Raw genomic sequence first — 17,717 nt, forward strand, 5'->3', positions numbered from 1 at the left:
GGGGAGGCCCGCGCGACCGACGAGACGGGTCGCCGTGACCGACGGGGTGGTCGACGGTGACCGACTCCGATTCGGCCGGCGACCCGGAGCCGGTCCGGGCCGACGGTGAGAGCCTGACCCCCGAAGACGTCGCCCGGGTCGCCCGCGAGGACGCCCCGGTTGTCGTGCCCGAGTCGGCCCGCGAGGAGGTCCGGACCGCCCGCGAGCGCGTCGAGGAGGTCGTCGAGTCCGGCGAGGTCGTCTACGGGCTCAACACCGGCTTCGGCGAGCTCGTCGACGAGCGCATCCCGCAGGAGGACATCGAGCAGCTCCAGCTCAACCTGGTCCGGAGCCACGCCGCCGGCGCGGGCCGGGAGCTCCGCCGCGAGGAGGTCCGCGCTTTGCTCGTCGGCCGGGTCAACGCGCTCGTCAAGGGCCACTCGGGCGTCCGAGAGGTCGTCGTCGACCACCTGGTCGCGATGCTCAACGAGGGCGTCCACCCGGTCGTGAAGTCCCGGGGCTCGCTCGGCGCGAGCGGCGACCTCGCCCCGCTGGCCCACCTCGCGCTGGTGCTGGTCGGCGAGGGCGAGGCCGACGTCGAGGTCGAGTCCGGCGGGGACAGTGACGCGGAAAGCCGGCGACTGCCCGGCGACGAGGCGCTCGCCGCCGCGGGCCTCGACCCCCTGACGCTCCGCGCGAAGGAGGGGCTGGCGCTCATCAACGGCACCCAGCTGTCGGCCGGGCTCGCGGCGCTGGCGGTCGTCGACGCCGAGCGCGCGGTCCGGGCGGCCGACGTCGCCGGGGCGCTCACGACCGAGGTGACGATGGGCACCACCGCCTCCGCGGACGACTCCATCGCCCGGGTCCGGCCCCACGCGGGCCACGCCGCCAGCGCCCGCAACGTCAAGCGGCTGACCGCCGACTCGGAGATCGTCGAGTCCCACCGGAACTGCGACCGGGTCCAGGACGCCTACTCGATCCGGTGTTTGCCGCAGGTCCACGGCGCGGTCCGGGACGCGGTCGACCACCTCCGCGACGCCGTCGAGGTGGAACTCAACAGCGCGACCGACAACCCGCTCATCTTCGACCCCGACGAGACCGACGGCCGGGCCTCCGGCACCGAGAACGCCGCGGTGCTGTCGGGCGGCAACTTCCACGGCGACCCGCTCGCGCTCCCGCTGGACTACCTGACCAACGCGGTCACCGAGCTCGCGGCCATCGCCGAGCGCCGGGTCGACCGCATGGTCAACCCCAACGTCCAGGAGCCCCACCTGCCGCCGTTCCTGACCGAGGGCAGCGGCCTGCGCTCGGGCTACATGATCGCCCAGTACACCGCGGCCGCGCTCCTCAACGAGAACCGCGCGACCGGCCGGCCGTCGATGGACAACACCCCGGTCAGCGGCAACCAGGAGGACCACGTGAGCATGAGCGCCCAGAGCGCGTTCGACGCCAGATCGGCGGTCGAGAACGCGACGACCGTGGTCGGCATCGAGCTGCTCTGCGGCGCGCAGGCCGCGGAGTTCGTACCGGAAGACCTCGCCCACGGCGTCGGCACCGGCGCGGCCTACGGGGCGGTCCGCGAGGCGGTGCCGCCGCTGGTCGAGGACCGACCCGTCTACGAGGACATCGAGCGGGCCGACGCGCTGGTCGCGTCGGGGCTGCTCGAGGAGCGCGTCGAGGCCGCGCTCGGCGAGTCGCTCGACTGAACGCCGTGGCGCCGCCCGGTGGTCGGCGAGCGGTCCGTCTCGTCGTTCTGACAGGGAGCCGGAACCGGGTAAAAAGCGTCCCGGTCGTTTCCGGCCTCCGGGAGCCGTGGGGCCGATTTATAGGCCGTTAGGACATATCAGCGACCATGTACCGGATACTCGCAGCCATCGGCACCGACGAGGACCGCGCGCTCGAACAGGCGAAGGCCATCGCCGACCTCCCGCGGGACGGCGACGTCTCGGTCACGCTGTTCCACGACTTCGACGACGAGAACCCGCAGGGAGCGTCGGTCCACCAGGTCGCGGCGGTGCGCCGGGCCGCCGAGTACCTCGAGGACGAGGGCATCGAGGTGACGTACGCCGAGGCCAGCGGCGACGCCGCGGCGGCCATCCTCGACACCGCCGAGGAGGTCGACGCCGACCTGCTGTGTCTCGCGCCCCGCGGCCGGACGCCGGCGGGCAAGGCGCTGTTCGGCAGCGTCACCCAGCAGGTGCTCCTGGAGGGGTCCCGGCCGACGCTGGTCGTCGGGGCCGGCCGGCCGAGCGAGTGACCGGTCGGTCGCGGGTCAGTCGGCCGTCCCGCGGACCCAGCGGTCGATCTCCTCGGCGTCGTCGCTCTCGGGCGCGTCCCGGTCGTCGCCGGTCGCCCGATCGTCGGGCACCTCGTCGTCGGTCACCTCGTCGCCGTCGTCGGCGCTTCGGCCGCCGCCGGACGCCCGGAAGAGGCCGTGCTCCTCGCAGTCGTAGACGTCGCGGGCGACGTTCTCGCACGGTCGCCCGCAGTCGGGACAGCGGGCGGTCGGCTCCTCGACGTTCGGGTCGGCCTCCATCTCGTGGTACACCTCGCGCCACCCGGCGCTGGGCGACTCGCGGTCGTCAACCATCCCCGCCTCCGGCGTCCCCGCCGCGGGGGTCCCGGCTCGCGCGGTCGGCGGTGCTCGGTGCGACGCCGTCGCCGCCGCACCGGAAGCACCCCTCCCGGAGCCGCGGGTCGGTGGTCTCGAGGCCGCACCGCTCGCACCGCCAGTAGCGGTGGTCGCGGTCGCCGTCGCTGTCCCGGCCGACGTGGGGGCCGGTGACCGTCCCGGTACTTTCTTGTAATCGTGGCGTATTCGTAGCCATTGGGCTGCTCGTTCGTGGGGCACGCCCAGCGTCCGGGTGCTGGTACCACCCGGCGTGTTTCGACGCGCGGTCGCTGGGCTACTTGTCGCGCTGTTCTCTCGGTCCTCGGTAGTCGCCTGTCTCCCCTCTCACCCCCGAAAGTCGGTTCCGCGTCGGTTCGCCTGCGTCGCGTCGGTGTCGAGCCCGAACCGTCGGCTACGCCTGGGGTTCGGGTTCGGCCGCGGCGTCGGAGTCGGCCGTCTCGCCGTCGGCGTCCTCGGCGGGTCCGCTCCCGTCGGTCGCCTCGCCGTCGGCGGTCGCCTCGTTCCCGTCGGTGTCGTCGCTACCCGTCGGGCCGTCGTCGAGGCTCTCGAGCGCCGAGATGGCCGCCTCGCGGTAGCGGTCCGCCGGCAGGTCGTACTGCTCCTCGGCCATCCGGGCGTACTCGTTGGTGTCGTCGTCGAACGCCTCGATCCGGTCGAGGGTCTGCTCGGCCGTCTCGACCACCCAGCGGTCCCGGGTGTCGGCGTCGACCGTCGTGATGGACTCGGGCCGCACGGAGACGTTGACGTTGCCGTCGTCGGTCTCGTAGGTCCGGGGCTTGCCGGCGATGGCGACGTAGGCCGGCGGCTCGAGCTCGCGGAGCATGCTCGCGGCCTCGGGCTGGTACTGGCCGGCGTAGACGAAGAACGGGTCGCCGTTCGGGTCCACGACCCGGCCCTGCCAGTACTCGCTGTCCTCGCCGACGTCCTCGGTCTCGGTCAGCGTGCCGACGATGAAGATGCGGTTCGCGCGGGCGCCGGTCGGCAGCAGGACGTACACCGGGGCTCGCTCCTCGTCCGATTCCTTGAACGTGTGGGTCGCGTCGTTGAACTCCGTCGCGAACACGCGCCGGGCGACCTCTCTGGTTGGCGTTCCGCTCATGTCACATCGACCTCGCTCTGATGAGGACGTCTTCGGCATCCGTCGGCCCGGCGAGCTCCTCCATCTCGTCGACCAGCAGGTACCGGCCCATCGTGGGGCCGGCGACGCGGTAGTACTTGCCGAGGGTCTTCTCGCGCATCTCCTCGGCGACGACGGTCGTGTCGAGCGCGTCCATCGCCATGTCCTGGGCCTCCTGGAGCCCGATGTCGGTCAGCTCCTCGGTGGCCTCCTTGTCGAAGATGACCTCGTGGACCTCGACGCCGTCGTCGAGGACCCCCTTGATCCGGAGGTCGAACTCGCCCTCGACCTCGCCGTGCTCGGAGCACCGCCCGTTCTGGAGGACGCGGGTGCAGCCCTCCTCGGGGCAGCGCTTGATGAGCCCGGACCCGCTCTGGATGTCCACCAGCGCGCCCGTCACCTCCTCGGTGTTGTCGCCGACCTCGATGTCCTCGTCGAGCTCCTCGACGGTGGTCGTCCGGTTGAGCTTCACCGAGTAGTCGCCCTGGTACTCGTCGGAGACGAGGTTACCGAAGCGGTAGACCTTCCCCTCCTCCAGCTCGGGGAGGTCGGAGTCGGCCCACTTGGTGAACTTGATGGTGCCCGTCTCGTCGCCGAGCAGGCCGACCTGCCCGACGGCGTCGCTGCGGGGCTCCCAGAGGTCGACGACCTTGGCGGTGAGGCCGAGCCACATCTCGTCCTCGTCCACGTCCTCGACGCTCATCTGCTCGGAGCCACCGCCCCCGCCGCTCCTGACGTCGTCGCGCTCGAGCCCCGCTTCGTCGAGGTAGTGGCTGACGACGCTCCGGCGGGCCTCCTCGATGGGCACCCGGTACTCGTTGACGAGGTTGTCGAGCCGCTGCTCGACCTCCTCGACTGTCAGGTCCAAGTGTTCGGAGAACTGTTCGCGTACGTCTTCGGCGTGCTGGCGCACATCGCTCATTGTCGAATCCGTCTCCGCGTCGTTTTCTTCGGGAGACGTAGAGGGGTTAGTGCGCTATGGTATAAAAACCTCGGTGTCCCCGGAGTGAAAGTGAAACTGAAGCCGTCGGCCGGTCTCGCCCGGGGTTTCGGCTACCGGGCGTCGAGCGCGAGCGCCGCTCCCAGCCCCGCGAGGACCGACCCCGAGACCCACCGGAGGCCGTCGGCCAGGCGGGGGCGAGCGCGGAACGCCGACCGGACCCCGCCCGAGACCAGGCCGACCGTCCCGAGGTAGGCCGCGGTCAGCACGGCGTAGGTGCCGCCGAGCGCCAGCATCCCGGCGGTGGGCGCGGCGCCCGACCCGGCCGCCCCGCCGCCGACGAACTGCGGGAGGAACGCCAGGAAGAACAGCGCGACCTTGGGGTTGAGGACGTTGACCGCCACGCCCCGGAGGAACCCGGCCCGGAGGTCGGGGTCCGCCCCACCGTCTCCCGGCGCCTCGCCGGTGGCGTCGGGGCCGGTGGGCGTCCCGCCGCCGTCGCTCGCCGGGTCGTGGTCCGGCGCCAGGTCCAGGTCTTGGCCTCGCCAGAGCGTCTTCGCACCCAGGTACACGAGGTAGGCCGCGCCGGCGTACTTGACCGCGGCGTAGGCCAGCGCCGAGGCCCGGAGGAGCGCGGCCAGCCCCAGGGTGGCCGCGGTGGTGTGGACCAGGATGCCCGTGCTGACCCCCAGTGCGGAGGCGAGGCCGCCGCGCCTGCCGGCCGAGACGCCCTGCGTCAGCACGAAGACGGTGTCCGGCCCCGGGGTCAGGATGAGCGCCATCGCGGCCGTCACGAACACGAGGTAGGCCTGGAGGTCGATGCCCGGGAGCATTCGGTTACCGGAGAGTCGGCGGTGGCGGTGTTAAGCCTGGCGCTCGCCGCAGTTCGGCCGGCCCGAACCGCCGATCGCGGCGGCGCGGTCCCGGTTCGACCGGCCACACGTTTGTTGTCCGCGCTCGCCGTACCCCGGCAGGTGTTCCTCGATCCGCTCTCGCCCGACGACGAGGAGGCCGACCGGGACCTGCGCCGGGGGCTCCGGGACGCCGCGCCGGAGACGCTGCGGGCGTTCGTCGTCCTCGCGGTGACGGTGCAGGTCGGCCTCTTCGCGGCCGCGCTCGGGGTCATGCTCGCGGCCTTCCGCGGCCAGCGGGCGCTGGGCGGCGCGCTGGCGGCCGGTGGGCTGGCCGTCCTGGGCCTCTCGGTCGTCCTCTACCGGCGGTACCGGTCGTAGCGGCTCCCCACGAACAAGACCTATCTTGCGCGAACGCCAACGAACGTCCACATGGACGACCGCCTCGAAAGCTTCCTCCGCTCGAAGATCCGGTCGGCGGGCCGGCAGTACGCCGACGCCAAGCGGGCCTACGCCAACGCCCGGCGGGCCGCGCTGGCCGACCTCCCGCAGGACGCGGAGGGGAAGGCCCGCATCGTCTGCCGCCGGTACGCCGAGCGCCGGGCCGTCGAGCTCGACGCCCGGGCGCGGCCCGCCTGCTTCGACCCCGACCACCCCGACTGCGAGGGGTGCGTCCGCGACGTGCGCGACGGCCGGGTCGAGACGTGGTAGGGATGAGCGGGCACGAAGGGGTCGACCGCCCGATCGTCGCGCTCGTGATGGCCGGCGGGACCGGGACCCGGCTCTACCCCGCCAGCAGGGCCGACCGGCCCAAGCAGTTCCTCTCGCTCGGCCCCGGGCGGGAGACCGGCGGCGAGAACGCCGGCGAGTCCGACGACTCGCTGCTCGCCCGGACGGTCTCCCGGGTCGGCTTCGCCGACGAGGTGTACGTCTCGACCGCCGCGGAGCACGCCGACCGCGTCCGCGAGGCGGTCCCGGAGGCGGGCGTCGTCGTCGAACCCGCCGCGAAGGACACGGGGCCGGCGCTGGTCTACGCCGCCCACCGCGTTCGCGAGCAGCGCCGCGGCGTCCGCGACGGGATCGGCGACCGGCGCGGCCGCGAGGGAGACGACTGCGTCCTGCTCTGCGTGCCGAGCGACCACCTGATCGCCGGCGACTTCGCGTCGACGGCCCGGACCGCGGCCCGCGCCGCAGTCGAAACGGAGGGGCTGGTCGCGTTCGGCGTCGAGCCGACGCGACCGGCCACCGGCTACGGCTACATCGAGCCCGGCGAATCAGCCGGCGAGTGGGCCGAGATCGAGCGGTTCCGCGAGAAGCCCGAACGGGCGACGGCCGAGCGGTTCGTCGACCGGGGTTTCTACTGGAACGCCGGCCTGTTCGCGTGGACCCCCGACGCGCTGCTCCGGGAGGCCCGCGACTCGCCGCTGGCGCCGCTGGTCGAGGCGCTGGACGCCGGCGACGCCGAACGGGGGTTCGCGGCGGTCGAGTCGGTCAGCGTCGACTACGCGATCATGGAGCGCACCGACGACGCCTACGTCGTGCCCGCCGACTTCGAGTGGGACGACGTCGGGTCGTGGGACGCCGTCGAGCGCGTGGTCGAGCCCGACGACGATGGGAACGCGGTGCTCGGCGACGCGCTGACCATCGACGCCGCGGACAACGTCGTCGCCACCGACGGGGAGACCCACGTCAGCGTCGTGGGCGTCGACGACCTGGCGGTCGCGGCCTACGACGACCGGGTGGTCGTCGTGCCGAAGGACGAGGCCCAGCGCGTGCGCGAAGTGGTGGCGGCGCTGCGCGAGCAGGGCCGGTTCTGACGGCCAGTCGACTTTTCGTCACGTACGACGTATTACCTGTGTCATGCCCGACGTCCAGTCCGTCGAGACCGAGGACGAGTTCATCCACGTCCGGTTCCGCGACCCCGACGAGTTCGACCAGATACGGACGCCCGACTGGGCCGCGAACGCGGCCCGGGACGTCTCGGAGGGCGCGGAGGTCCGGACCGGCAAGCGCACGGACGGCGACGACTGGGAGGTCCAGAGCGTCCTCATCAAGAAGAGCGTGGGCGAAGAGAAGGCCCGCGAACAGGCCGAGCGGATCGTCGAGAAGATCGAGTCCTGACTAGCTCCGGAGCCGTCCGCCGTCGACCGGCACGGCCGCGCCGTTGATGAAGCTGGCCCGTTCGCTGCAGAGGAACGCGACCGCGTCGCCGAACTCCTCGGGCCGGCCCACGCGGTCCAGCGGGATGTCCTCGGCCCACGCCGCCAGCCCCTCCTCGTAGCTGTCGTACTCGCCGCGCTCGACCGCGGACTCCACGAGCTCCTGGATGCGCGGGGTCTCGTGGGCGCCGGGCAGCACCGCGTTGACCCGGACGTCGGGGGCGAACTCCCGGGCCTGGGTCTTCATCAGGCCGATCACCCCGCGCCGGACCGCGTTCGAGAGCACCAGCCCGTCGATGGCCTCCCGGACGCTGGTGGAGGTGACGTTGACGACGCTGCCGGCGTCGCTCTCGACCAGGTGCGGGTGGGCGGCCTTCGTCAGCCACACCGCGCTCATCACCAGCAGGTCGTAGGCCTCGTACCAGTCGCGCTCGGACGTCTCGAGGAACGGGCCGCTCGGCGGGCCGCCGGCCGAGGTCACCAGGTGGTCGAGGCCGCCGAACTCCTCGACGGCGGCGTCGACCAGCGCCTCGATCTCGTCGGGGTCGGTGATGTCTGTCGGGACCGCCACCACGTCGCCGTCGCCCGCGGCGTCGATCTCCTCCTCGGCGTCCGCCAGCTTCTCCTCGCCGCGGGCGCAGATGGCGACGTCGGCGCCCTCGGCGGCCAGCGCCTTCGCGGAGGCCCGGCCCAGCCCGCTCGAACTCGCCGTTACCAGTGCCGCGTTGCCGTCCAGTCCCAGGTCCATGTGCGGCGGTTCGGCGGCCGCGATAAAAGGTGTCTTGGTGGCGGCTATCCGTTCGGGGAACCCCGGACTCGCCGTCTCCCGGCGGTCGGCCTCCCGCGCGTTCACGCCTCCGCGCCGGCCTCGCGGGACTTCCGGACGGTCACCTCGCCGCCGGTCGTCACGCCGATGAGCAGGTCCTCCTGGACCTCCCGGCCCTCGACGGCGTCGCCGGCCTCGTCGCTCACCCGCTTCATCAGCTCCGGGGCGGCGTGGTTCACCTTCACGCGGGCCTCGTCGCAGGCGTCGTAGACCCGCGAGGGCACGTCGTAGAGGTCGGTGCCCGCGGTCACGACCACCCGGACCGGGGCGCGCAGCGCCTCGGCGAAGGCGACCGTCTCGCGGGCCTTCTCGACGTTCTCGCGGGCGCTGGCCTCGACGCTGGAGACGTTGGCGCGCGAGGTGCCCAGCCGGTCGGCGATGGCGGCCTGGGCGACCCCGCGCTCGCGCAGGGCCAGCACCTCGGCCTGCCGCCGGGTCAGGACGCTGTCGTCGGCGTCGAACCCCGCGCGGTCGAGCAGCTCGTCGACGTCGTACTCCCCGCTCACGGTCGACCACCTCCGGGTCCGGACCGGCTCCGCGCGTGGCGCTCGGTCATGGCTCCACGTACGCGCTCGGCATGTAAAAACCCGCGACGACCGCGCCGACGGGGTCGGGCCGGCGCGGTCGAGCCGCCGCCCGCCGCGAGGAACGCTGTTGGGACTGTCCATCCCGCCGCGATTGCTCGGTCGAGCCGGCTCAGCTGCCCCAGAAGTTGTCCCGGCTCCCGAGCTGGGGCCGCGAGGGGCCGTCGTCGCTGTCGTCGGCGTCGTCGGCGTCGCCGTCCGAGTCGGCCGCGTCGGCCTCGGCGTCGGCGTCGGTCTCGCCCTCCTCCTCCTCCTCGCCGTCCATCGGCAGGCGCTCGAGCTCCTCGCCCTGGGCGTGGTTGCCGTGGACGTTCGTGATCTTGACCTTCGCGCGGGCCTCCGGCAGGACGCCGTCGACCATCACGATGAACCCGTCGTCGGTCCGGCCGACGCCGGCGCCGCTCTCGTGGATGTCCTCGACGTCCACGACGACCTCCTCGCCCGGCTGGACCGGGGCGGTCTTGAGCTCCTTGATGGGCTGGCTGTAGTGCTGGCACCACTCGGCCCCGCCGCGGTCGCCGTAGTGCTGGCACCCCATCCCCGCGATGCGTTCCTGAAAACTCGGGCACTCTTCGGCGAGTGGACAGTCCGGCATGGCTGTGGCTACTTGCCGGGCTACCTAAACCTTTACGTACCGACCCAACCTTTTACTGCGGTCGGACCGCCTTCGGCGGCCCTCCCTTGTAAAACGTTGATGAAAACGACCGGAAGACGGCCTGCATCCTCCGAACTTCCGTCACCCCTTCACTCGCGCCCTCGATCCGTTCGGGCGCTCGTTCGAGGGCTCCTCGGCCCGCTCGCTCATTCGCTACGCTCGTTCGCTCGCGACGCAACTGCCCCTGGGGACGTCGCCGTCCTACTCGCCGGCGACGAGGTACGTCTTGCCGCCCTTGCGTTCGAGGTAGACGTCGCCCACGTCGGCGAACCACTCGCCGACGTACTCGGTCACGCGGTCGGTCTCGACGTCGGAGACGTCCAGGATCGTCCGGTCGTCGGCGTCGGCGGTGCGTTCTCCGCGGGCGAACTCGGCTATCATACTACGGACGTATCGCGGGAGTTATATCAAGGTGAGCCACCCGGAGTGAAAGTGAAACTGACCGACTGCGGCAGTGTGCGACCGGTTGGCGATGGGAAACTGTTCGCGAGGCGGTCCGGGCGACGTCGGACTCCGACACGCCCGAGCGGTCGGCGCTCAGAGGTAGGTGGCGGCGACGTAGGTGAGTATCGCGAGTCCGACGAACGGAACGATGTGGAGTCCGAGGACGATCACCGAGATGAACAGCGACGACGGCCACGGCGAGTTGAGGAGGAACATCAGGATGAAGAACGCGAGGATGCCGAGCGGGACGATGTTGACCGAGATGTCCAGCAGCGTCTCGCGGTTGAACACTGGATGGGCCATGCACGGGAGGAACGGTCGCGAGCGGCTTAACGTCGGTGGCTGTCCGACCGGTCGGCTCACCCGTAGAGGAGCTGCTCGGCCTGCGTCCGGCGCCGGTCGAGGTCGAAGTCGGGTTCGACACCGGGCTCTGCGTCGAGGCGGTCCAGCACCAGCAGCGGATCGGTCCCGCCGCGCTCGACGCGCTCGAGCAGGGCCCCGATCTCGCCGCGGTAGAGCGCCAGCGAGTCGAGCAGCCCGACCGCGAGCGCCATCGCCGCGCCGGTCTCGCCGCCGGGGAACGCGTCCCCGATACGGGCGAAGTCAGGCTCCCCGTCGGGGGCGTCGTCCGCGGGTTCGAGGCGGAGACACCGGGCGCAGAGCGCCGCGAACGCACTGGTCTCCGGCAGGTACTCGCGCAGGTCCGCGGGGACCCGGAAGGCCACCTGCTCGCCGCCGCACTCGGGACAGGTCATGTCCGGAGTTGGTCGGCAGCGGTGAAAAGCGTGGGTGGAAGCGGCGGCGGTGATGGTGATGCGGTCGGTGCAGGGCCACCTGCTGCGAGCGAACGTCTGTGAGCAGGCCAAGCGACGACCGGAGTGAAACGGAGGAGGAGCGCAGGCTCTTCATCGACGTGTTGCCCGCGAGCGCGGCCGAGAGCCCTCGGCTCCCGGCCGCCCGAGCGGAGTAAAAGGTTGTCAGTCGTCGGCGGCGACGGTCTCGGCCTCCTCGGCGGCCTCGGCCTCGGCGGCCTCGCGCTCCTCCTTCTCCTCCTCCTCCTTCTTGGCCTTGATCTTCTTGAGGCGGAAGATCTCCTCGCGCTCCTGTTCCTCGAGCTTCTGCTCGATGTACTCCTGGTTCTCCTTGAGCTCGGGCAGGAGCTTGAACTCCAGGGCGTTCACCCGGCGCTTGGTGGTCTCGATCTCGGTCAGCATCTTCTTCATCGCGGTCTCGACCTCCGCGGCGAGGATGATGCTCTCGAGCAGCTCCTCGTAGGCCTCGGCGGCCTCGTCGATGCGGGCGCTGGTGCCGAGCACGCCGTACCCCCGCTCGTCGAGCCCCTTCCTAACCTTGCTGGACTCGATCTGGGGCACGACGACGCCCATGATGTTCTTCGACTCGGTGGTGATCTCGGGGTGCTCCTCCAGGGCGGCGGCCGCCCCGCGGACCGCCACGTCGCCCTCCATCGCCCGGGCCATGTTGATCTTCTGCTGGGCTTCCTCGTAGTTGTCCTCCAGCCCCGAGCGCACGTCCTGGGCCTGGTCGAGGATGTCCATGAACTCCATGATGAGGCCGTCGCGCTTCTGCTCCAGCGTGTCGTGGCCCCGCTCGGACAGCTCGATGCGGTCCTCGATCTGCATCAAGTTCTTCCGAGTGGGCTTGACGTCGTTGGCCATCTTGCCAGACGCTTGTGGCTCGAACGGGTTAACCTTTTACAGTCGCCGTGCCCCGCGGAGGCGGCCGATACTCCCGGTCTCGGCAGTAATCCCTGATTTATACGGCGAGGAACCGGCGGAACGAACGCGGTGCCGAACGCCAGCACTCGGCGGTCGGCGTCGTCCGGGCGTGAAAACGGTAGTGTCGTGCGCTGTAGCGGGACCGCGGAAGGAGGAGACGGCGGTCAGTCCGCCGCGACTTCCTCGGCCGTCTCTTCCTCGGCGTCCTCGGGGTAGTACTTCTCGATGAGCTCCTCGTCGATGCGGTTGAGCTCCTGCTTGGGGAACATCCCGAGCAGGTCCCAGCCGATGTCGAGCGTGTCCCCGATGTCGCGGTTCGTGTCGAAGCCCTGGTCGACGAACTCGTCCTCGAACCGGTCGGCGAAGTCGAGGTACTGGTTGTCGCGCTCGGAGAGGGCCTCGCGGCCGACGATGTTCACGAGGTCGCGGAGGTCCTCGCCCTCCGCGTACGCGGCGTACATCTGGTCGGAGACGTCGCCGTGGTCCTCGCGGGTCAGCCCCTCGCCGATACCGTCGTCCATCAGCCGCGAGAGGCTCGGCAGCACGTTGATCGGCGGGACGACGCCCTGGGAGTTGAGGTTCCGGTCGATGTAGATCTGACCCTCGGTGATGTAGCCGGTGAGGTCCGGGATCGGGTGGGTGTCGTCGTCGCCGGGCATCGTGAGGATGGGGATCTGGGTGACCGACCCCTCGCGGCCCTCGATGCGGCCCGCCCGCTCGTAGAGCTGCGCGAGGTCGGTGTACATGTACCCGGGGTACCCCCGCCGGCCCGGCACCTCCTCGCGGGCCGCGCCGATCTCGCGCAGGGCCTCGCAGTAGTTGGTCATGTCCGTCAGGATGACCAGCACGTGGTAGCCCTTGTCGAACGCGAGGTACTCGGCGGTGGTGAGCGCGAGCCGCGGCGTGACCGTCCGCTCGACCGCGGGGTCGTCCGCGAGGTTCATGAAGACGACCGAGCGCTCCAGCGCGCCCGTCCGCTCGAAGTCCTCCATGAACTCGTTGGCCTCCTCGGCGGTGATGCCCATCGCACCGAAGACCACCGCGAACTCGGAGCCCTCGCCGTCTTCGCTCGCTTCCTCTTCTTCCGGCACGGTCGCCTGTCGCGCGATCTGGAGCGCGAGCTCGTTGTGGGGCAGCCCGGACCCGGAGAAGATCGGGAGCTTCTGACCCCGGACCAGCGTGTTCATGCCGTCGATCGCGGACACGCCGGTCTGGATGAACTCCTCGGGGTACTCGCGGGCGGTCGGGTTGATGGCCGCGCCCACGATGTCGCGTCGGTCGTCCGGGACGATCTCCGGACCGCCGTCGATGGGGTTGCCGGAGCCGTCGAGGACCCGCCCGAGGAGGTCCTCGGTGACGGGCATCTTCATCGTCTCGCCGAGGAACCGGACCGAGCTCTTGGTGTCGATACCCTCGGTCCCCTCGAACACCTGGATCGAGACGAGCCCGTCGCTCGATTCGAGGACCTGTCCGCGCTTGGTCTCGCCGTTCGGCGTCTCGATCTCGACGATCTCGTCGTACCCGATGGGCTCGTCGACTTCGGCGAACACCAGCGGACCGCTGATCTCCGTGATTGTCTGGTACTCTTTCATGGTTCTAGTAGAGGTCTCGAAGCTGCGATTTCATCTCGTCTTCGAGGTCGGCGACGAACTCCTCGGCCTCGTCGTCGGGAGTCGTCGCGATGCGGTTCAGCCGGGGCGCGGCGTCGATGGCGGTGACCTCGTCGACCGGCACGCCGGCGTCGAGCGCCTCGAACGCCTCGTCGTTGAACGTCCGGATGGCCTGCAGGATGAGGTAGGACTTCTCCGGCGGGCAGTTGGTGTCGATGTCGTGGAGCGCGTTCTGCTGGAGGAACGCCTCGCGGATGTAGCGGGCGACCTCGAGCGTGAGCTGCTGGTCCTCCGGCAGCGCGTCCTTGCCGACGAGCTGGACGATCTCCTGGAGCTCGTCCTCCTCGTCGAGGACGTCGACCGCCCACTGGCGCTGCTCGGGCCAGTCCTCGGCGACGTTCTCCTCGAACCACGGGTCGAGCTGGTCCTTGTACAGCGAGTACGACTCGTTCCAGTTGATGGCCGGGAAGTGGCGGCGCTCGGCCAGGTCGGCGTCGAGCGCCCAGAACGTCTTGACGATGCGCAGCGTGTTCTGGGTCACCGGCTCCGAGAAGTCGCCGCCAGGCGGCGACACGGCGCCGACCACGGTGACCGACCCCTCGGTGTCGTTGATGTTCTCGAAGTAGCCGGCGCGCTCGTAGAACTCCGAGAGGCGCGCGGCCAGGTACGCGGGGTAGCCCTCCTCGCCGGGCATCTCCTCGAGCCGCGAGGAGATCTCGCGCATCGCCTCGGCCCACCGCGAGGTGGAGTCGGCCATCAGCGCGACGTCGTACCCCATGTCGCGGTAGAACTCCGCGATGGTGATGCCCGTGTACACGCAGGATTCGCGGGCCGCGACCGGCATGTTCGACGTGTTGGCGATGAGGCACGTCCGGGACATCAGCGGCTTCCCGGTGACCGGGTCCTCCAGGTTCGGGAAGTCCTCGATGACCTCGGTCATCTCGTTGCCGCGCTCGCCGCAGCCGATGTAGACGACGATGTCGGCGTCGGCCCACTTGGCCAGCTGCTGCTGGGTCACGGTCTTGCCCGAGCCGAACGGGCCGGGGATCGCCGCGGTGCCGCCCTTCGCCAGCGGGAACAGGCCGTCCTGCACGCGCTGACCCGTCACGAGCGGCGTCCGGGGCGTCTTCTTGTCGGCGGAGGGCCGGGCCTCGCGGACCGGCCACTCCTGGCGCATCGAGATCTCCTCGCCGCTGTCGAGCTCGACGACCGTGTCCTCGACGGTGTGGTTGCCGCTCTCGACGCGGACGACCTCGCCGCCCTCGGCGTTCGGCGGGACCATCACCTTGTGGTCGATGCTCTCGGTCTCGGGCACGGTGCCCAGGATGTCGCCGGGCGAGACCCGGTCGCCCTCGCTGACCTCGGGGGTGAACTCCCAGGTCTTCTCGAGGTCGATGCCGGGCGCGTCGACGCCGCGGTCGAGGAACGCGCCCATCTTGTCCTCGAGGACCGTCAGCGGGCGCTGGACGCCGTCGTAGATGGAGTCCAGCATGCCCGGGCCCAGGTCCACGGACAGGGGCTCGCCGGTGTTCTCGACCGGTTCGCCCGGCGCGACGTTCGAGGTCTCCTCGTAGACCTGGATCGTCGTCAGGTTGCCTTCGATCTCGATGACCTCGCCCATCAGCCCTTCCTCGCCGACGTACACGACGTCGTTCATCCGGGCGTCGAGGTCAGTGGCGGTCACGACCGGTCCACTCACGCTCTCGATGACGCCGTCCTCTCGAACCGCGTCGGATTCAGTTGCTTGGCTCATTCGTTGTCACCTTGTTCGTCTTCGTCCATAAGGTCGATACCGATCGCACGCTTGATCTTGTCGCGCAGTCCGCCGCTCCCCGCGCCGCCCCCGATGGAGACCATCGTGGGCTCGACGCTCGTCTCGACCTCCTGCCGGACCTGCCGGGAGAGGTAGTCGAGGTCCTCGTCGTGCATCACGACGATGCCGACGTCGTCGTCGTCGAGGACGCGGGTCACCGCGTCGTCGAGTTCCGTCTCCTTCTCGTCGTCCGGGACGTTCTCGAACTTCCGGACGCCGGCGAGCCGGAACCCGGTGGTGAACTCGGGACTGCCGACGACTGCGATCTCCTGGCTCATAGCATCACCAGTTCGCTCTCTATCTCGTCCTCGCTCAGGCCGGCCTCGCGGCCGCGAGCGATGGCGCGGATGTTGTCGACTTCGCGCTCCTTGGCCAGCACGTACGCCAGCACCGGACAGATCGACAGCGGGAAGACGTGCGAGAGGTGGTCGGAGTACTCCAGCAGTGCAGCGTCTAGTGCGTGCTCGAAGCCGATGAGGCTGTCGGCGTCCTCCAGCTCGTCGAGCGCCGCCGAGAGGTCGTCACCGTAGGTGCTCTCGCGGATGAACGTCGCGAGCTCGTCGACGCTCGTCGACAGCTGGCTCAGCTCCGACGCGCGGAACAGCGTCCCGCCCTCGATGAAGTAGTCGGCGGGGTCGAGGTCCGCGCCGGACCGCGCGATGCGCAGCGCGTTGCGCGCGTTGCGGAAGTCGATCTCGGCCTGGAGGAACTCGACGTACAGCTGGGTCGCCCGATTGTCGGTCTCGGTGACGCCGGCCATGAGCCCCTCGTAGTACGTGCGGTCGACCGCGTTCTCCAGCGGGATCAGCACGCCCGTCTCCTCGTAGTCGTCGTAGGCCGCCTCGAGCGCATCGCCGTACCGGGTGCGGTCGAGCAGCTCGACGGCGTCCTCGATGGTCGCCGCCTCGGCGAGCCGGTCGAGGAACGCCCGGTCGAGCTCGCCGGCGTAGATGAGGTCCTCGCGGATCTCCTCGGGCTCCGAGTCGGAGTAGATCCCCCGGACGACCGTCTTGACGTTCCACGCGTCGAACTTCCGGAGGTACCGGGCGATGAACTCGTACAGCGGGCCGTCGGCCCACCGGAGGAGGTCGTTGAAGTGCTTGGCGAGGTTCCGGTTGAGCGCGTGCTCGATGAGGTCCACGCCGTCGTACCGGGAGCCGAGCGCGTTGATCTCCTCCTCGTACTCGGTCTCCTCCATGTAGCGGGCGATCTCGCCCGGACCCATCCGGATCAGCTTCCGGTAGTCCTCGTCGTCGAACAGCGCGGCTCGCCGGGCCTGTACCCGGGCGGTGACGTACTCGTAGTTCGAGGCGCCCTCCGTCTCTCGTGCGGTCATTGCTCGAAGAGTCGGTTGCTGATGTCCTGGAGGTTGTCCTCCCAGACCTCCTCCAGCACCGAGTCGAACGTGTTGTTCACGCGGAGCCGCGACTGCTGGCTCTCGACCACGACGCCGCCGAGGCAGTCGTACTCGCCGGCGTACTCGTAGTTGTCGTAGTCGGCCACGACGTCGGTCAGCAGCTCGTCGTCGTCGGCGCGACCGTAGACGCGCACGGTGTCGCCGTCGTCGAACTCCTCGCTGGCCGCGTCGAGCAGCGCGCGCGTCAGCTCCTCGCGCCGGTCGCCCTCGAGGCCGGCGATGCGCTGCTCGACCGTCTCGCGGACGTCCTGCAGCACGTCGCGGCGCGCTTCGAGCCGCTTCTGCTTGGCCTCCAGCTTGGCGCTGGAGAGCTTCTGTTCGCGCTCCTGGGCGATCGCCTGTTCCGTCTCCTGCTCTTGCTCCGCGAGGATCTCCTCGGCGTCGGCCTCCGCCTCCGAGAGGATCTCTTCGGCGCGCTCGTCGCCCTCCGAACGAATCTCCTGCGCGCGCTCGCGGGCTTCGTTTCGTATATCCTCAACTACCGTGTCCAGACTCATTGATGAAGAGGGAAAGGGGGGTCTATTGCGGGACGAGGAACACAGCCACCAGCGCCAGGATGACGAGGGTCTCGGGCAGGACCGTCAGGATCAGGCCCGTACCGAAGAGGCTCTCGTCCTCCGCGATGGCACCGACAGCGGCGCTCCCGATACCGCGCTCGGCGTAGCCGGCACCGAGGGCGGCGAGTCCGACCGCGATGGCGGCGGCGGCCTTGTTCGGGATGGCCGGAGCGGCGGCAGCGCCTTCCTGTGCGAGCAATGCGACGTCGGCGAATGCAGGTGCAAGTTCCATCATGGTTTTACCGTGGCTCTCGTAACCGGACAGTCGTATTTCCCGCTACTGTGGTCATAAAGCTTCTCAAAAAAGTTCGGCGGACGGCCGGCACGAGTGCCGTAATCCCGGAATTGTGCCACCGGGTGACACGGGTAACGAGGCCGAAAATGCGCTCGAACCGCG

General features: G+C 70.3%; 24 protein-coding genes. 6 read left to right on the top strand and 18 right to left on the bottom strand.

Features of this window, described 5'->3' with window-relative positions:
* Positions 1-56: 56 nt before the first annotated feature.
* Together hutH and ACQUQF_RS18625 are read left to right on the top strand one after the other, a co-directional pair.
* Positions 57-1,685 carry a histidine ammonia-lyase gene (hutH, locus tag ACQUQF_RS18620; RefSeq protein ID WP_435180632.1) on the top strand — a complete coding sequence of 543 codons (1,629 nt, stop codon included), beginning with the start codon at positions 57-59 and terminating at the stop codon, positions 1,683-1,685.
* A gap of 146 nt (positions 1,686-1,831) precedes the next feature.
* Positions 1,832-2,236 (top strand): universal stress protein, encoded by a 405-nt coding sequence (locus ACQUQF_RS18625; RefSeq protein WP_435180633.1) that lies wholly within the window; start codon positions 1,832-1,834, stop codon positions 2,234-2,236.
* A gap of 15 nt (positions 2,237-2,251) precedes the next feature.
* Here ACQUQF_RS18625 and ACQUQF_RS18630 read toward each other — a convergent pair whose 3' ends face one another.
* The 5 genes from ACQUQF_RS18630 to ACQUQF_RS18650 all read right to left on the bottom strand — a co-directional run bounded on the left by ACQUQF_RS18630 (position 2,252) and on the right by ACQUQF_RS18650 (position 5,501).
* Complete coding sequence (locus ACQUQF_RS18630) at positions 2,252-2,569, bottom strand: hypothetical protein (RefSeq protein ID WP_435180634.1); 318 nt, start codon at positions 2,567-2,569, stop codon at positions 2,252-2,254.
* Positions 2,562-2,807, bottom strand: a complete 246-nt coding sequence (locus ACQUQF_RS18635; RefSeq protein ID WP_435180635.1) for a hypothetical protein — start codon at positions 2,805-2,807, stop codon at positions 2,562-2,564. The genes ACQUQF_RS18630 and ACQUQF_RS18635 overlap by 8 nt, the downstream gene beginning before the upstream one ends.
* Positions 2,808-3,002: 195 nt before the next feature.
* Positions 3,003-3,710: an RPA family protein gene (locus ACQUQF_RS18640; protein WP_435180636.1), complete on the bottom strand. Its 708-nt coding sequence runs from the start codon at positions 3,708-3,710 to the stop codon at positions 3,003-3,005.
* Position 3,711: 1 nt separating this feature from the next.
* The gene (locus ACQUQF_RS18645; RefSeq protein WP_435180637.1) at positions 3,712-4,650 is read right to left on the bottom strand and encodes a replication factor A; all 939 of its coding nucleotides are present in this window, start codon (positions 4,648-4,650) and stop codon (positions 3,712-3,714) included.
* Positions 4,651-4,781: 131 nt separating this feature from the next.
* Complete coding sequence (locus tag ACQUQF_RS18650) at positions 4,782-5,501, bottom strand: LysE family translocator (RefSeq protein ID WP_435180638.1); 720 nt, start codon at positions 5,499-5,501, stop codon at positions 4,782-4,784.
* Positions 5,502-5,642: 141 nt separating this feature from the next.
* On the opposite strand from ACQUQF_RS18650, the gene ACQUQF_RS18655 reads away from it, so the two are divergent.
* The 4 genes from ACQUQF_RS18655 to ACQUQF_RS18670 are packed head-to-tail and all read left to right on the top strand — an operon-like array spanning position 5,643 to position 7,640.
* Complete coding sequence (locus ACQUQF_RS18655; RefSeq protein WP_435180639.1) at positions 5,643-5,900, top strand: DUF7322 domain-containing protein; 258 nt, start codon at positions 5,643-5,645, stop codon at positions 5,898-5,900.
* Positions 5,901-5,951: 51 nt separating this feature from the next.
* Positions 5,952-6,230: a DUF7091 family protein gene (locus tag ACQUQF_RS18660; protein ID WP_435180640.1), complete on the top strand. Its 279-nt coding sequence runs from the start codon at positions 5,952-5,954 to the stop codon at positions 6,228-6,230.
* A 2-nt stretch (positions 6,231-6,232) separates the two neighbouring features.
* Positions 6,233-7,336, top strand: coding sequence for a mannose-1-phosphate guanylyltransferase (locus ACQUQF_RS18665; protein WP_435180641.1), 1,104 nt, complete (start codon positions 6,233-6,235; stop codon positions 7,334-7,336).
* Positions 7,337-7,379: 43 nt separating this feature from the next.
* Positions 7,380-7,640, top strand: coding sequence for a hypothetical protein (locus ACQUQF_RS18670; RefSeq protein WP_435180642.1), 261 nt, complete (start codon positions 7,380-7,382; stop codon positions 7,638-7,640).
* Here ACQUQF_RS18670 and ACQUQF_RS18675 read toward each other — a convergent pair whose 3' ends face one another.
* The 13 genes from ACQUQF_RS18675 to ACQUQF_RS18735 form a co-directional block, all read right to left on the bottom strand.
* Positions 7,641-8,426 carry an SDR family oxidoreductase gene (locus tag ACQUQF_RS18675; RefSeq protein WP_435180643.1) on the bottom strand — a complete coding sequence of 262 codons (786 nt, stop codon included), beginning with the start codon at positions 8,424-8,426 and terminating at the stop codon, positions 7,641-7,643. It abuts the gene before it with no gap.
* Positions 8,427-8,527: 101 nt separating this feature from the next.
* Positions 8,528-9,010: a Tfx family DNA-binding protein gene (locus ACQUQF_RS18680; RefSeq protein WP_435180644.1), complete on the bottom strand. Its 483-nt coding sequence runs from the start codon at positions 9,008-9,010 to the stop codon at positions 8,528-8,530.
* Between the two features lie 190 nt (positions 9,011-9,200).
* The gene (locus tag ACQUQF_RS18685; protein WP_435180645.1) at positions 9,201-9,683 is read right to left on the bottom strand and encodes a TRAM domain-containing protein; all 483 of its coding nucleotides are present in this window, start codon (positions 9,681-9,683) and stop codon (positions 9,201-9,203) included.
* A 261-nt stretch (positions 9,684-9,944) separates the two neighbouring features.
* Positions 9,945-10,124 carry a hypothetical protein gene (locus tag ACQUQF_RS18690; RefSeq protein WP_435180646.1) on the bottom strand — a complete coding sequence of 60 codons (180 nt, stop codon included), beginning with the start codon at positions 10,122-10,124 and terminating at the stop codon, positions 9,945-9,947.
* Between the two features lie 156 nt (positions 10,125-10,280).
* Positions 10,281-10,490 (bottom strand): DUF6684 family protein, encoded by a 210-nt coding sequence (locus ACQUQF_RS18695; protein WP_435180647.1) that lies wholly within the window; start codon positions 10,488-10,490, stop codon positions 10,281-10,283.
* A gap of 56 nt (positions 10,491-10,546) precedes the next feature.
* The gene (locus tag ACQUQF_RS18700) at positions 10,547-10,942 is read right to left on the bottom strand and encodes a DUF6276 family protein (protein WP_435180648.1); all 396 of its coding nucleotides are present in this window, start codon (positions 10,940-10,942) and stop codon (positions 10,547-10,549) included.
* Between the two features lie 222 nt (positions 10,943-11,164).
* Complete coding sequence (locus ACQUQF_RS18705) at positions 11,165-11,863, bottom strand: V-type ATP synthase subunit D (RefSeq protein ID WP_435180649.1); 699 nt, start codon at positions 11,861-11,863, stop codon at positions 11,165-11,167.
* A gap of 224 nt (positions 11,864-12,087) precedes the next feature.
* Complete coding sequence (locus ACQUQF_RS18710; RefSeq protein WP_435180650.1) at positions 12,088-13,515, bottom strand: ATP synthase subunit B; 1,428 nt, start codon at positions 13,513-13,515, stop codon at positions 12,088-12,090.
* Positions 13,516-13,519: 4 nt separating this feature from the next.
* Positions 13,520-15,286 carry an ATP synthase subunit A gene (locus ACQUQF_RS18715; protein ID WP_435180651.1) on the bottom strand — a complete coding sequence of 589 codons (1,767 nt, stop codon included), beginning with the start codon at positions 15,284-15,286 and terminating at the stop codon, positions 13,520-13,522.
* A complete protein-coding gene (locus ACQUQF_RS18720) occupies positions 15,283-15,624 on the bottom strand; it encodes a V-type ATP synthase subunit F (RefSeq protein ID WP_435180652.1) in 342 nt (113 codons plus the stop codon). Before ACQUQF_RS18720 ends, ACQUQF_RS18715 begins: the two co-directional genes overlap by 4 nt.
* The gene (locus ACQUQF_RS18725; RefSeq protein WP_435180653.1) at positions 15,621-16,682 is read right to left on the bottom strand and encodes a V-type ATP synthase subunit C; all 1,062 of its coding nucleotides are present in this window, start codon (positions 16,680-16,682) and stop codon (positions 15,621-15,623) included. Before ACQUQF_RS18725 ends, ACQUQF_RS18720 begins: the two co-directional genes overlap by 4 nt.
* Complete coding sequence (locus ACQUQF_RS18730) at positions 16,679-17,260, bottom strand: V-type ATP synthase subunit E (RefSeq protein WP_435180654.1); 582 nt, start codon at positions 17,258-17,260, stop codon at positions 16,679-16,681. The genes ACQUQF_RS18725 and ACQUQF_RS18730 overlap by 4 nt, the downstream gene beginning before the upstream one ends.
* A gap of 22 nt (positions 17,261-17,282) precedes the next feature.
* On the bottom strand, positions 17,283-17,555 hold the full coding sequence (locus ACQUQF_RS18735) for a F0F1 ATP synthase subunit C (RefSeq protein ID WP_435180655.1): 273 nt from the start codon (positions 17,553-17,555) through the stop codon (positions 17,283-17,285).
* Positions 17,556-17,717: the final 162 nt, after the last annotated feature.

Source organism: Halorussus sp. AFM4 (assembly GCF_051194995.1).
GTDB lineage: Archaea > Halobacteriota > Halobacteria > Halobacteriales > Haladaptataceae > Halorussus.

Coding starts and splice junctions, on each gene's coding strand:
- ACQUQF_RS18725 (WP_435180653.1), bottom strand. CDS start 16,682: ATGACCGCACGAGAGACGGAGGGCGCCTCGAACTACGAGTACGTCACC.
- ACQUQF_RS18700 (WP_435180648.1), bottom strand. CDS start 10,942: ATGACCTGTCCCGAGTGCGGCGGCGAGCAGGTGGCCTTCCGGGTCCCC.
- ACQUQF_RS18705 (WP_435180649.1), bottom strand. CDS start 11,863: ATGGCCAACGACGTCAAGCCCACTCGGAAGAACTTGATGCAGATCGAG.
- ACQUQF_RS18720 (WP_435180652.1), bottom strand. CDS start 15,624: ATGAGCCAGGAGATCGCAGTCGTCGGCAGTCCCGAGTTCACCACCGGG.
- ACQUQF_RS18645 (WP_435180637.1), bottom strand. CDS start 4,650: ATGAGCGATGTGCGCCAGCACGCCGAAGACGTACGCGAACAGTTCTCC.
- ACQUQF_RS18635 (WP_435180635.1), bottom strand. CDS start 2,807: ATGGCTACGAATACGCCACGATTACAAGAAAGTACCGGGACGGTCACC.
- ACQUQF_RS18640 (WP_435180636.1), bottom strand. CDS start 3,710: ATGAGCGGAACGCCAACCAGAGAGGTCGCCCGGCGCGTGTTCGCGACG.
- ACQUQF_RS18710 (WP_435180650.1), bottom strand. CDS start 13,515: ATGAAAGAGTACCAGACAATCACGGAGATCAGCGGTCCGCTGGTGTTC.
- ACQUQF_RS18685 (WP_435180645.1), bottom strand. CDS start 9,683: ATGCCGGACTGTCCACTCGCCGAAGAGTGCCCGAGTTTTCAGGAACGC.
- ACQUQF_RS18690 (WP_435180646.1), bottom strand. CDS start 10,124: ATGATAGCCGAGTTCGCCCGCGGAGAACGCACCGCCGACGCCGACGAC.
- ACQUQF_RS18670 (WP_435180642.1), top strand. CDS start 7,380: ATGCCCGACGTCCAGTCCGTCGAGACCGAGGACGAGTTCATCCACGTC.
- ACQUQF_RS18735 (WP_435180655.1), bottom strand. CDS start 17,555: ATGATGGAACTTGCACCTGCATTCGCCGACGTCGCATTGCTCGCACAG.
- ACQUQF_RS18660 (WP_435180640.1), top strand. CDS start 5,952: ATGGACGACCGCCTCGAAAGCTTCCTCCGCTCGAAGATCCGGTCGGCG.
- ACQUQF_RS18665 (WP_435180641.1), top strand. CDS start 6,233: ATGAGCGGGCACGAAGGGGTCGACCGCCCGATCGTCGCGCTCGTGATG.
- ACQUQF_RS18675 (WP_435180643.1), bottom strand. CDS start 8,426: ATGGACCTGGGACTGGACGGCAACGCGGCACTGGTAACGGCGAGTTCG.
- ACQUQF_RS18650 (WP_435180638.1), bottom strand. CDS start 5,501: ATGCTCCCGGGCATCGACCTCCAGGCCTACCTCGTGTTCGTGACGGCC.
- ACQUQF_RS18730 (WP_435180654.1), bottom strand. CDS start 17,260: ATGAGTCTGGACACGGTAGTTGAGGATATACGAAACGAAGCCCGCGAG.
- ACQUQF_RS18715 (WP_435180651.1), bottom strand. CDS start 15,286: ATGAGCCAAGCAACTGAATCCGACGCGGTTCGAGAGGACGGCGTCATC.
- ACQUQF_RS18625 (WP_435180633.1), top strand. CDS start 1,832: ATGTACCGGATACTCGCAGCCATCGGCACCGACGAGGACCGCGCGCTC.
- ACQUQF_RS18630 (WP_435180634.1), bottom strand. CDS start 2,569: ATGGTTGACGACCGCGAGTCGCCCAGCGCCGGGTGGCGCGAGGTGTAC.
- ACQUQF_RS18695 (WP_435180647.1), bottom strand. CDS start 10,490: ATGGCCCATCCAGTGTTCAACCGCGAGACGCTGCTGGACATCTCGGTC.